15 protein-coding genes are annotated in these 12,238 nt (G+C 42.6%); 4 read left to right on the top strand and 11 right to left on the bottom strand.

Annotated elements, in window-relative coordinates; all coding sequences use genetic code 11:
- Positions 1-14 precede the first annotated feature (14 nt).
- The 5 genes from resA to BQ4305_RS09450 all read right to left on the bottom strand — a co-directional run bounded on the left by resA (position 15) and on the right by BQ4305_RS09450 (position 4,059).
- A complete protein-coding gene (gene resA / locus BQ4305_RS09470) occupies positions 15-542 on the bottom strand; it encodes a thiol-disulfide oxidoreductase ResA (protein ID WP_110927565.1) in 528 nt (175 codons plus the stop codon).
- Positions 543-695: 153 nt separating this feature from the next.
- Positions 696-1,445, bottom strand: coding sequence for a 23S rRNA pseudouridine(2605) synthase RluB (rluB, locus tag BQ4305_RS09465; RefSeq protein WP_110927564.1), 750 nt, complete (start codon positions 1,443-1,445; stop codon positions 696-698).
- Positions 1,446-1,775: 330 nt separating this feature from the next.
- Positions 1,776-2,312, bottom strand: coding sequence for a spore maturation protein (locus BQ4305_RS09460; RefSeq protein WP_110927563.1), 537 nt, complete (start codon positions 2,310-2,312; stop codon positions 1,776-1,778).
- Positions 2,313-2,906: a nucleoside recognition domain-containing protein gene (locus BQ4305_RS09455; RefSeq protein WP_110927562.1), complete on the bottom strand. Its 594-nt coding sequence runs from the start codon at positions 2,904-2,906 to the stop codon at positions 2,313-2,315.
- Positions 2,899-4,059 (bottom strand): D-alanyl-D-alanine carboxypeptidase family protein, encoded by a 1,161-nt coding sequence (locus BQ4305_RS09450; RefSeq protein ID WP_110927561.1) that lies wholly within the window; start codon positions 4,057-4,059, stop codon positions 2,899-2,901. The genes BQ4305_RS09455 and BQ4305_RS09450 overlap by 8 nt, the downstream gene beginning before the upstream one ends.
- 231 nt (positions 4,060-4,290) lie before the next feature.
- Here BQ4305_RS09450 and BQ4305_RS09445 point away from each other — a divergent pair, with 231 nt between their 5' ends.
- Positions 4,291-4,722 carry a VOC family protein gene (locus BQ4305_RS09445; protein ID WP_110927560.1) on the top strand — a complete coding sequence of 144 codons (432 nt, stop codon included), beginning with the start codon at positions 4,291-4,293 and terminating at the stop codon, positions 4,720-4,722.
- A 175-nt stretch (positions 4,723-4,897) separates the two neighbouring features.
- Here BQ4305_RS09445 and BQ4305_RS09440 read toward each other — a convergent pair whose 3' ends face one another.
- On the bottom strand, positions 4,898-5,782 hold the full coding sequence (locus BQ4305_RS09440) for a superoxide dismutase (protein ID WP_110927559.1): 885 nt from the start codon (positions 5,780-5,782) through the stop codon (positions 4,898-4,900).
- A gap of 148 nt (positions 5,783-5,930) precedes the next feature.
- Between BQ4305_RS09440 and BQ4305_RS09435 the strand changes: the two genes are divergently transcribed.
- Positions 5,931-7,276, top strand: a protein-coding gene (locus BQ4305_RS09435; protein WP_110927558.1) for an IS3 family transposase whose coding sequence is annotated in 2 segments (ribosomal slippage) — positions 5,931-6,372 and positions 6,372-7,276 — 1,347 coding nt in all. Because the reading frame shifts where the segments join, the coding sequence is not laid out codon by codon here.
- Between the two features lie 57 nt (positions 7,277-7,333).
- Here BQ4305_RS09435 and BQ4305_RS09430 read toward each other — a convergent pair.
- The 3 genes from BQ4305_RS09430 to BQ4305_RS09420 all read right to left on the bottom strand — a co-directional run bounded on the left by BQ4305_RS09430 (position 7,334) and on the right by BQ4305_RS09420 (position 9,396).
- A complete protein-coding gene (locus tag BQ4305_RS09430) occupies positions 7,334-7,822 on the bottom strand; it encodes a DUF3907 family protein (protein ID WP_110927557.1) in 489 nt (162 codons plus the stop codon).
- A 238-nt stretch (positions 7,823-8,060) separates the two neighbouring features.
- Complete coding sequence (gene scpB, locus BQ4305_RS09425) at positions 8,061-8,642, bottom strand: SMC-Scp complex subunit ScpB (protein WP_110927556.1); 582 nt, start codon at positions 8,640-8,642, stop codon at positions 8,061-8,063.
- On the bottom strand, positions 8,629-9,396 hold the full coding sequence (locus BQ4305_RS09420; RefSeq protein ID WP_110927555.1) for a segregation/condensation protein A: 768 nt from the start codon (positions 9,394-9,396) through the stop codon (positions 8,629-8,631). The genes scpB and BQ4305_RS09420 overlap by 14 nt, the downstream gene beginning before the upstream one ends.
- A 202-nt stretch (positions 9,397-9,598) precedes the next feature.
- Between BQ4305_RS09420 and BQ4305_RS09415 the strand changes: the two genes are divergently transcribed.
- The gene (locus tag BQ4305_RS09415) at positions 9,599-9,694 is read left to right on the top strand and encodes a YjcZ family sporulation protein (protein ID WP_110927554.1); all 96 of its coding nucleotides are present in this window, start codon (positions 9,599-9,601) and stop codon (positions 9,692-9,694) included.
- A 98-nt stretch (positions 9,695-9,792) separates the two neighbouring features.
- Positions 9,793-10,326: a DUF309 domain-containing protein gene (locus BQ4305_RS09410; protein ID WP_234396920.1), complete on the top strand. Its 534-nt coding sequence runs from the start codon at positions 9,793-9,795 to the stop codon at positions 10,324-10,326.
- Between the two features lie 97 nt (positions 10,327-10,423).
- On the opposite strand, the gene ltrA is transcribed toward BQ4305_RS09410, so the two are convergent.
- Positions 10,424-11,683, bottom strand: coding sequence for a group II intron reverse transcriptase/maturase (gene ltrA / locus BQ4305_RS09405; RefSeq protein ID WP_110926384.1), 1,260 nt, complete (start codon positions 11,681-11,683; stop codon positions 10,424-10,426).
- 158 nt (positions 11,684-11,841) lie between these two features.
- Positions 11,842-12,012 (bottom strand): hypothetical protein, encoded by a 171-nt coding sequence (locus BQ4305_RS21430; protein WP_199880500.1) that lies wholly within the window; start codon positions 12,010-12,012, stop codon positions 11,842-11,844.
- Between the last annotated feature and the right edge of the window lie 226 nt (positions 12,013-12,238).

The following is a 12,238-nucleotide window of genomic DNA, read 5'->3' as shown; positions in this document are numbered from 1 at the left end:
AAAAACTCCCCATATTATGGTTTAATGCTCTCCATATGTTTTTTTATGCTTTCCTCAGTCAGACTGCCTGTCAGGCGGTCAACGAGCTTTCCATCTTTATCTATTAAAAAAGTAACGGGCAGAGGGTCTACCTTGTAAGCAGACTGAACCTCTCCCTGATCAATCATGATTGGAAAAGTGAGGCCATGTCCTTCTGCAAAACTATTAACCGCATACTCCGTCTCGCCGACGTTCACGGCCAGCACTTCTATCCCCTGATCCTTAAAAGCCTGGTATTGCTTTTCCATATAAGGCATCTCGTATTCACAAGGCTTGCACCAGGTTCCCCAAAAATTCAGGAATACTCCCTTTCCTCTGTAATCCGAAATCTTATGCTCATTTCCTTCCATGTCGGTCAGGACAAAGTCGGGCACTTCAGACCCTGCAGCCAGGCTTTTATGCTTTTCTTTCGTGAAGTTTGTATAAAGTGCAAATACCAAAGCTGCACCCAAAATAGCAAGAATAGAAGTTCGCATAATCAGGCGCCTTTTCTTTTTGTCCATACAATTCCTCCTATAGAAATAGATGCCGTACGTAAGCCATCACCTATATAAAAGGCCGTTTCAGAAATGCGGCGATACTTTCCCCATTCTGTCTGGGGAAATCCGAGGGAAACCCTTTTATCGCAAAGAGTTCCGCCTTTCTGCCGCAGCGCATTATCTTCTCTTTTTAGATTTATCCTTTGGTTCTGCTGTCGCTAACGCTCTCATTTGCTTAACCTCATGCGGGGTAAGCTCACGGGAGTCTCCCGGTGAAAGTCCTTGAAGGGTTAAGAAGCCATATCGTTCCCGCTTCAGCTTGATAACCGGATGGCCAATCGCGTCAAACATCCTTCGAACCTGCCGATTTCTCCCTTCATGAATTGTTATCTCTATAATGGAAGAATTTTTCTTTTTGTCCGTGTTTAAAACCTTAACTTTTGCAGGGGCAGTCTTTCCGTCTTCAAGCTTAACCCCGTATTCCAGTTTCTTCAGTGATTCACGGAGCGGGATGCCTTTTACTTTAGCAACATAGACCTTGTCCACTTCATGTTTCGGGTGCATGAGCACATTCGCGAATTCTCCGTCATTCGTAATAAGCAGCAGACCGGAAGTATCGTAGTCCAATCGGCCAACAGGATAAATTCGTTCCTGGATCTCGGGGAAGAAATCTGTCACAACTTTTCGTTCCTTATCATCTGAAACAGCTGAAATCACACCTCTTGGTTTGTAAAACAGGAAGTAAACAGGCACTTCTTTCTCAAGCGGAACTTCATTCACCTCAACTTTGTCGTTCGGACCGACCTTTACTCCCAATTCCCTTACTATTTTGCCATTCACCTTTACTTTTCCTTCTGTAATTAGCTCTTCAGCCTTTCGCCTTGAAGCGACTCCGGCGTGGGCGATTACTTTTTGCAGTCTTTCCATCTATCTTTCACCTCTTAAAATCAATGTTCATACATTAAATGTAATCATACAATTATCACATAATAAGAAGCAAAAACAAATGGTTTTTCAAACAATATATCATTCATTCATAATCATCCCCAAAAAAGGATTATTTTTCCGAATAGATCTCATTTGAGTGTATCACAGGTTTTTTTCCGTTCCAAAAAAAATGTATCATCTTCAGAGGATACTGGATGGTCTTTTCTTTCCTGGGGAAAATCGATAAAAATCAAAAAATCAAATTCCTCTAAAGAGAAATTTGATTTTTTACTTATACTGTTGCGCGCCTCTCATTTCTTATTTCAATACTCATTGAACGCCATATATAAGACTGACAATAAAGACCGCCGCAGCAATCCCTACAGCATCCGCTAAAAGACCAACTTTCAGGGCATCTCCCATTTTTTTAATTCCCACTGCTCCAAAATATACAGTCAGTACATAAAAGGTCGTATCCGTACTTCCCTGAATGGTGGCGGCCAGCCTTCCTATAAAAGAATCAGGCCCATAAGACGCGATCAAGTCACTGGTCATTCCAAGTGCTGCATTTCCTGAAATCGGGCGAATCACAGCAAGAGGCAGCACCTCGGAAGGCATATGAATCAAATTAAGAAAAGGTTTTAAGAAGCCAACAAAATAATCAAGTGCACCCGATGCCCTGAAGATCGAAATGGCCACCAGCATCCCCAGCAAATAAGGAATAATAGAAAAGGCCATTCCAATCCCTTCTTTTCCTCCCTCAACGAAGGTTTCATAGGTCGGGATTTTTTTATAAGTCCCATATAATAAAATGGTACAAATCAACAGAGGAATGATCCACATTGAGAGCATTGTCAGCCACTGCAATCATTTTTCCCCCTTCCTTTTCCTCCTATAATAAAAATACCTGTCGATTAAAATGGCCGCCACAGCAGATATCCCGGTCGCAAGGATAGTCGGTACCACAATATCAGTCGGCGAGGCTGCTCCATAGTTCATCCTGATTGCGATGACGGTTGTCGGGATAAGGGAAATGCTTGACGTATTAATGGCCAAAAAAGTAATCATGGACCTGCTCGCCCTGTCTTTCCCTCCGTTCAGGATCTTCATCTGCTCCATCGCTTTAATTCCCAGAGGAGTTGCAGCATTGCCCAAACCAAACGTATTGGCCATCATATTCGATAAAATGTAGCCCATGGCAGGGTGATCTGGAGGAATTTCTGGAAACAGCCGTTTGAAAAAAGGACGGAATAACCTCGATACCTTTGTCAGCAGTCCGGATTCTTCTGCAATTTTCATCAGGCCGAGCCAAAATATCAGAATGCTCATCAAGCCGAGGCAAAGCGTCACTGCTTCTTTGGCACTGGCAAACAGAGCTTTATTCACTTCATCAATCGTTCCGTTAACCGCGGCAAATAAGACACCGATTACGGTCATGCCCACCCAAATATAATTAACCATTTGGACTCATTCCCAGTACCTTTTTAAATAAATCAAACCAGGAAGCAAAACTTGATATCCTGCCTGAAGATTCCCGGGCTTCTCCATAAAAGATGGAACGGGCGCCGATCTTCTTCCCATCCAGATAGAAATAAGCTTTCCCTACAACTTCAGGTATTTGCTCTGGATCTTTCCATTCTTTTTTCGGTTTCAGTAATTTAATATCGACTTTCACTTTTTTCTTCTCTTTCTTTGTCAAAGGATAAACAAAAGCATTTTTAATATAGGTTTTATTTTTGTAGGTTTTTTGCTTGATTCCCTTCAGGTCCCCTGTACCGACAATTTCCACTGAATCATAACTTTTATAGGCTGCTTCATACATGTTGATGTGATCATTCCAATCATCCGGCCCATTCAAGGTTACAGCAATCAGGTCAAGATCACCCTTTGTCGCTGTTGTTACTAATGTCCGTTTGGCCAGTTTTGTATACCCTGTCTTACCTCCCGTACAGTACTCATACAGCTGTGTTAAAAGCTTATTTTTGTTTTTCCAGACATAGTCCCAATCTTCTGTTGAATTCGGTGCCCGGTGAACCTTTGTTCCGGCTATTTTGGCATAAGTTTCATTTTGCATTGCGTACTTTGTCAGCAATGCCATGTCATAAGCAGTTGAATAGTGATCTTTCGTATTATCAAGTCCATGTGGGTTTGAAAAATGAGAATTCTTCATCCCAATTTCCTTTGCCTTTTCATTCATCATCCAAACGAACCCATCCACGCTGCCCCCGACTTTTTCAGCAATGGCCACGGCCGCATCATTTCCCGACCGGAGCATCAGCCCATAGACCAAGTCCTCAAGTTTAATCTTTTGGCCTTCCTTTAAGAACAGAGACGATCCTTCCGTGCCGAAAGCATTGCCGCTGACTGTTACCGTTTCGTCCAATTGTCCAGATTCGATGGCCAGCAAGGCGGTCATAATCTTCGTGATGCTGGCAATTCTGCTTTTTTCGTGGGCATTTACTTCATACATTACCCGGCCTGTTGTCTCGTCCATCAGGATGGCGCTGTGAGCACTCACGTTCATTTGCGAAGCAGTGGACCGATTTGGAAAATACAAGGAAATCAATAATGTGCCAGTACAAATGAAAAGAACTGCTTTATATAGCAAACGCATGTATTCCCCTCGTCTCTTTTCTTGTTTTTTTATGTTTTTGTACAAGTTTATGCACTGGGACAAGGGTTATGATTAATTTACGGGAAAACAGCGGCAGGAATCTCGAAATGATGGCTGCAGAGAGCAGGGAAATACTGAAGGAATGAGGAATATATACCTGTATCAAAAATTCGGGAGATTCGGCTGGCTGTTGAGCCGGACGCTTGTCCTAAAAACGGAAGAGGTGTCTGAATGATTGCAGAAATGCATCCTTATTTAGTATTAAATGGAAATGGGAAGGAAGCCGCTGCTTTTTACGAAAATGCTTTACAAGCTGAAATCATACGAATACAGACGTTCGGTGAACTTCCGTCCAGACGTGAGTCCCCGGTCTCCTCTGAAATGAAAGACCTTGTCCTGAATGCCCATTTAAAAGTCGGCAATACCACACTTATGCTTTCTGATACATATCCTGGGCAGCCTTATCAAATCGGTTCTCAGGTAACCATAGCGATCATTTTCGATGAAGCGGAAGAAACAAAAACAGCTTTCAAAAAGCTGCAGGAAGGCGGAGAAATCCTCATGCCTCTCCAGGAAACATTCTGGAGTCCTTTCTACGGACAGGTACAGGATAAATTCGGCATCACCTGGCAAATCTCCACCAAGACCGCTGATCCGCCTTGAGCTTGATACTGAGAGAGATTCTATTTCATCACCTTTTCAGAGAGGCACTCCGAACCCGGAAGCTGGCACATCTCCTATAGGCACTCAAATCAATTCGCTTTTATAAAAAATAGCCGCCGGCTTGCCGACAGCCTGAAGCCGTTTAACGAGGCTTTCTCTGCATACCATTGCTCCCTTATGCCGGCTTCCAATCCAGTTTTTTGGCAGTACTCAGGCGTTCCGCAGCATGCGGCCAATTTACTAATTCCCACCAGCGGTCTACATAATGGCCGCGGTTCGTTTTATACTGAAGATAATAGGCGTGTTCCCAGACATCAAGCACCAAAATCGGAATCGTATCCCATTGGGTCAGTATCATATGGCGCTCACTCTGCAGGATTTCCAGGCGCCTGGATCTCGGCGACCAGACTAATAAGGCCCAGCCTACTCCTTCCACTTGTTTGGCCGCTTCACTAAAATGCTTTTGAAAAGCAGGAAAGCTCCCAAAGTCCTTTTCTATTTGCCTCAGTAACTCTCCTTTCGGCCTGCCTCCTCCCTTTGGTGACATCCCTTCCCAAAACAGCGTATGGAGATAATGACCAGATCCATGGAAAGCGGCCTCCCGTTCCCAATGTTTTAATAAGGTAAAATCATTGGATCTCCTCGCTTCTTTCATTTTGTTTTCCGCCCTGTTCAAACCGTCAACATAGGCTTTATGGTGAACATCATGATGCAGTTTCATAATTTCCCTCGATATGACCGGTTCCAGCGCTTCGTACGAATAAGGAAGTTTCGGTAAAACATGCCCCCCTGCTGGAACAGAATTCCCTGAATCCGGCTGGCGTCCATATGATTCATTCAAGACGCCCTGCACCTCTTCAAAAATACTGCGCACTTCTTCTTCTAGCAGGCGGACATCTTCCTGTGAAAGCTCTTTTTCATGGAATTCTTCTGTGAGAAGGTTCAAACGTTCAATCCCTGACAGCAGCGAGTGATTCTCCAGCCCTGTCTCTGACACGATTTCTCTGATCTCTTCCGTCCACTCCAGCACTTCTTGCACATATGGTTTCCACTCTGTCAAACGCGCTCCCCCCGTCCCGAAAAATTCATCTTCTTTTTCATTTTATGTAAGGCATCCGAGTGATATGTTTACCTAAAAAAAGCGCCAGGAATATGAACTGCACCCCAATTGTTAGACACATCTAACAATTGGAGGTGCAGTTTTTTATATGGCTAAATTTACAGCACGACAGAAAACACAAGCTGTACAGAGGTATTTAGGAGGAATAGAGGGACAAAAAACTATAGCTAAGTCCATTGGTGTTCACCCATCAGTATTACTTAATTGGATTCATCAGTATAATCATCATGGAGTGCGTGCATTTGAAAAACGCTATACAACTTATACGGCAGAAGATAAACTGAAAGTACTTGAATATATGAATGAACAAGGGACGTCAATCCGTGAAACCGCTGCGTTATTCAATATTTCTTCTCCTTCTACCATCAGTCAGTGGCGAAGCCAATATGAAGCAGGAGGAGTAGACGCCCTTATAACAAAGAAAAAGGGGCGTCCATCTATGGGGAAAGAAAATAAGAAACCATTTGAAGAAGGGTCGTTAGAGGCTTTAAAGGCAGAAAATGAACGGTTACGTGTGGAGAATGCCTATTTAAAAAAGTTGAGAGCCTTAGTTCAGGAAAAAGAGGAATTAGCTCGCAAGAAAAAGCGAAAGTAGTACACGAACTAAGGGCAGAATGTAACTTAAAGCTACTTCTATCTGTCGCAAATATCGCAAGGAGCACTTATTATTATTGGATAAACGCCTTTCGGCGTCAGGATAAATACGCAGAGATCAAGCCTGTCATTGAAGAAATCTTTCATTCACATAGAGGAAGGTATGGATATCGACGAATTACTTTAGAATTGCGTAATCGGGGGATTAAGGTGAACCATAAAACAGTGCTTCGGTTAATGAATAAGCTGGGGTTAAAATGTATGGTAAGGATGAAGAAATATCGTTCTTACAAAGGCAAGGTGGGAAAGGTTGCGCCTAATCTACTCCAAAGGGATTTTAAGGCCACCAAGCCTCATGAAAAATGGGTGACGGACGTGACGGAATTCCATTTATATGGTGAAAAATTGTACCTATCTCCCATCCTTGATTTATTTAATGGAGAAATCATCGCCTACCAAATAGAGTCACGTCCTACCTATTCGTTAGTCCACAAGATGTTGGACCAAGCCATCAAGCATTTAGAATCAGGAGATACACCCATTCTCCATTCAGATCAAGGTTGGCATTATCAAATGAAATCCTATTCCCAATCCTTGAAGACACATGGCATTACACAAAGTATGTCCCGAAAGGGAAATTGTCTCGATAACGCCGTTATAGAAGATTTCTTTGGGCTACTAAAATCTGAATTACTTTATTTACAAGAGTTCGACAGCATGGAGCATTTCAAACAAGAACTAGAGGAGTATATCCATTATTACAATCACCAACGTATTAAAACGAAATTAAAAGGCATGAGCCCGGTTGATTACCGAGTTCATGCCCTCAAGGTTGCCTAACTAAATAAAGTGTCTAACTTTTTGGGTTCACTTCAGAATATCCTGCCGCTTTTTCTCTTACCTGGACTGCATCATCTTTGTTCTGTAATCAGTCTCGTAATATTCTAAGTCTTCCCTCATCGCCTGAAATCCATTTTCCAGCTCTTTCAGCACAGCCTCCAAGCTATCAGGCACATCCCCATGAAATTTAATCAAATTTTGGCCCGTATACGAAGCCCTGCTGTCTTCATACCATAAGTCGGATTTCGGTGAAAAGTAATCTTCAATGCATTGGTGATAAATTCGATAAAGTGTCTTCTCAGCTGCAGACTGGTGAAAAATTTCGCTTTTTAGAATGGACCTGCAAGCTTCCAGCCCTGCTTCACAATTAACAAGCAGTCTTCTGAGACTGGAAAGGAGGCCCTTATAATATTCCGCTTCTCCTTGCTGTTCTTTCTGGAGCCCTGAATACGTTGCTTCATTCAAATACGATTCCATTACGGCAACTGTCTCTTCTAAAAAAGATTGTACATCTTCAAGCTGCGACTTTACGAAAGCATTTCCCACCCGTAAACCCTCCTAGATTTTTATCGATGCATGTCTGTATATCTGATTATCGCTGAGGAGCAGAACTGAATCTCTTCTCCCTGAATACCGTCCCTATAGACAATGGGACTCTCACATTATTATGGCCCTCAGGGTAACAAAGCTCATCAAAATAGCAGGCTGTATATTTTTCTCCTATGTCAGCCTATTTAAGGCGTCTCCAAAATACTTACTATTATCTTATTTGGCTAAAAAAGGGTTATTCAATAGAGTTCTGGAATTTCTCAAAAAATAAATCGGCTTCTCCCTGCTCAAAGCTTTCCGTATCTTCTTCTGTCAGCGGTGGCAGCTCATCCAGACTTTTCAAGCCAAAGTAATCAAGGAATTCTTTGGTCGTCCCATACAAATATGCTCTTCCCGACCCTTCTGCCCGGCCGACCTCTTTTACGAGAGCCTTTGATACAAGCGTATGAAGCGGCCGTTCTGTTTTCACTCCGCGTATTTCTTCAATTTCAACACGGGTAATCGGCTGTTTGTACGCCACAATGGCCAAGGTTTCCAAAGCCGCCTGAGAAAGCCCATGGTTCCCGGAAGATTCGACAAGCCTTTTTAAGTATGCGGAATGTTCTTTTTTCGTTGCCAGCTGAAACACACCCGCCATTTCAATAATTTGGATCCCTCTGGTTTCTGACTCATATTCAGTCTTCAGATCATTAATAATCGCTCTGGTTTGATTCTCATCTAATTCAAGCGTTTCCGCTATCTGTTTAACTGTTAAACCTTCATCGCCGCTGGCAAACAGCACAGCTTCAGCGATGCCTTTCCAATTAATAACTTCCAACTGATTCCACACCTTCTTTTGCACCTATATATATATCTGAGAAATTTCCATTCTGGTCAACGATGACCTCATTAAGCTTCATGAGCTCCAGCACCGCCAAAAAGGTGACAACGATATGCTCTTTAACCGGCTCAGAAAAGAGTTCAAAGAAGCTCTTCTTCCCCTTCAACGTTCTTAAGTCACTTAAGATCTCATCCATTCTCTTTTCAATCGAAATTTCCTGTCTTGTCACCTTAGTATGCAGCGGTTTTTGCAGTTTCTGCCTTTTAAGCAGCTTCTGCAGGGCGCTCAGCATATCATACAGACTGACGTCCAGATCTTTTCTTTCTGTTTCATTTTCCCTTGAAAATTCGGATAAGTCGCTTGGAGGCTTTGTGAAAATCAAACTTCTTTCTTCTTCCAGCGTTTTGAACTCTATTGCTGCCTGCTTGTATTTCTTATATTCAAGCAGCTTTTCAACCAGTTCGTCACGTGGATCCTCCTCCATGTATTCTCCCTCATCATTCTGCAATTGCTCATCTTCATGTTTAGGCAAAAGCATCTTACTCTTAATTGCAAGCAGAGTAGCGGCCATAACTAAATATTCGCTGGCCACATCCAGTTCCAAATGCTGCATCGTATGGATATATCCTAAGTATTGTTCCGTAATGTCGGCCATGGGAATATCATAAATATCAATTTCAAGTCGGTTGATTAAATGCAGGAGCAAATCCATCGGACCTTCGAAAGCATCAATCTTAATTTTATAACTCATTTAAAAACCCCACATTAAATCATTTTGCCTGGGAATCAGGTTCCCATTAACTTAGTATAGTAGATTCATGCTCTTAATCCAATAGATATCCATCCGGCCCGGAAAGTTTTTGCCCTATTAGGCCTAAGCCCAAGCAATTCTCTCAGTTTTCCATACATTGTAAGTGTAATCGAAAGTATGATATTTAAAGGAGGTACTTATTATGGGTGGTAATGCTGGTTTCGGATACGGCGGCGGATTCGCTTTGATTGTTGTTTTGTTCATCTTGTTGGTAATTGTCGGTGCTTCCTGGTTTTAAGAGATTAGACAACTTGGCTGATTGGTGACAATCAGCCATTCTATTTGTCTTTATGGTAAAATGAAACGAAACATTCACGTATTAAAGAAGGTGATAACTTGAAATATCCAGAGGAATATTTATCTTTTATGGCACATTTCCACGGAAGCCGGGACTATTTTGAATGCCATGAAATTTTAGAAGAATATTGGAAAGAAACGGCACCGCGGGACCGCCATTCTCATTGGGTAGGACTTATTCAAATTGCAGTGGGGCTTTACCATCAACGGCGGGGAAACTATAAAGGGGCCTCCAAAACAATGGACAAAGCTTTCCATAACCTTTTTAAGAAAAAGGAGGAAATCCAAAATCTTGGGCTGAATCATGAATCCCTTATCGAGTTAGTGAGGCAGGTTAGAGAAGAAATGTCAGCTCGAAAGCCTTACAGAAGCATCAGTCTTCCGATTAGAGATCCAGAACTGCTTGAGCAATGTAAAGAGCGCTGCCGGCAGCTGGGAGCAGAATGGGATACACCGAGCGACTTGTCAGATGAATCGATTGTTCAAAAGCATACCGTTCGGGACCGTACAGAAATTATCCAGGAAAGGAATCGGCAGCTGCAGAAAAGAAAAAGCCAGAATGAGCTTACATAACCCGGCGGGTATATCAAGACATAATCGAGTAGGAGGGGGTGATTAACCCCCGACCTCTCACACCACCGTACGTACCGTTCGGTATACGGCGGTTCCATTAAGTTTGACGCAGAAATTCATATCGATTATATAAACTTTTCAACCCTCGGTGACTCCAATACAAGTTATTGAGGGTTTTGTGTAAGATTGGACTACAGGCTATTCTCCAATATTTCTTTCTGGAGTTTCCCCATTCATATGCCTTTTGGTCAGGGACACCTAGACCTTTGAGTTTTCTTACTCTTGTCCTCGGTTTCTTCCATTGTTTCCATTCAAGCATACGGAGTCTCCGTCTAATCCACTCATCAAATTCTTTAAATTTACTTGGTGTATCAGCCAATGCAAAATATCCACACCATCCCGTTAGATATTGATTTAGTTTCTCGATTCTAACTTCCATAGGAATTTGTTTAGAACGGGAGGTTAACTCCCGTATTTTAGCCTTAAGCCTTTTAATACTTTCATTGGCTATTCGAACCTTCGGTTTCTTATTGACCGTAAAGCTAAAGCCAAGAAACTTTCGTTTCCACGGGCGATCAACTGCTGACTTTTCTCTATTTACTTTGAGCTTTAATTTCTGCTCAATAAAGCATGTAATTGAGTTCATCACTCGTTCTCCAGCTTTCTTCGATTTCATGTAAATATTACAATCATCGGCGTAGCGGACAAACTTGTGACCTCTCCTTTCTAACTCTTTATCAAGTTTATCCAAAAGGATATTCGAAAGAAGGGGGCTCAGTGGACCTCCTTGTGGTGTTCCTTCTTCTGCATCATAGACTACACCATTCATCATAATTCCTGCTTGGAGATATTTCCGTATAAGTTTCAAGACCAGCCGGTCTTGGATTCTACTTGCTAATATCCCCATTAACTTATCATGATTGACTCTATCAAAGAATTTCTCCAAGTCCATGTCAATCACCCATCTATAACCTTCACTTATATATTCCCTTGCTTTACGAACCGCATCATGACCTCTTCTATTTGGTCTAAACCCATAACTATGTTCTGAGAAGGTTGGGTCAAGAAGTGGGGTTAGAACTTGGGCGATAGCCTGTTGAATGAACCGGTCTGTCACGGTAGGTATTCCTAGTAATCTTACTCCACCGTTCGGTTTCGGGATTTCGACTCGACGGACTGGGTTAGGTTGATAGGTACCTTCCCTTAATGAATCACAAAGAGTTTCCCCGTTCTCATAGAGATGTCTTCGTAGGGATTTTACGGACATTCCATCTATGCCGTGACTCCCTTTGTTCTTCTCCACACGTTTAAGTGCTTCTATTAAGTTTTCCCGTGACAGAATCAGATCCATTAACATGTGATATTTCCTTTCGACGTGAACGTAGAAATCTAATTATGTTATTCCTGCTCCACCCTCATGAAGTCCCCTGTGGAATTCACCACTTCCTCCTTCAAGTAAGTCCTTTCGGATTGTCTGCTTCTATACAGGAATTATATGCCTAGTTCTCGTTCTTCCTAATAGTTCAGTCCTTCCCATTCCATCTCGAGTTGGAATGGTACTATGACCTCGGCTGACTTCTGATTGTTCAGCTGTCCATCGCTGGATAGGTTACCAAGGGAACTTGGCGTTCCAATCAGACCTCCCCGGGTAAGAGTACAGTCTTTCCCTCCATCTATCTGCTTCATTTACTCTGTACCACCTTCGGCAGTAAGGACTTCGTTTTGTTGTGCAAACTCATCCAATGGTACCTAGCCTTATATGAAGTTCGTGTTCCTCAGACCGGAGGTTTGCCGCTCGCTTCCTTCAGATTCTGCGTCACCACAGACACCCTTGCGTTAAGCTAACCATTACTACTGCCTTCATGGTTCGGGACTCTCACCCTATAGACTGCACCCATGCCGGGCGCACACA

This window comes from Bacillus massiliglaciei, from assembly GCF_900098925.1.
Lineage (GTDB): Bacteria > Bacillota > Bacilli > Bacillales > DSM-1321 > Peribacillus > Peribacillus massiliglaciei.
The sequence above is the reverse complement of the archived record's forward strand: the minus strand, read 5'-3'. Positions and strand labels throughout refer to the sequence as shown.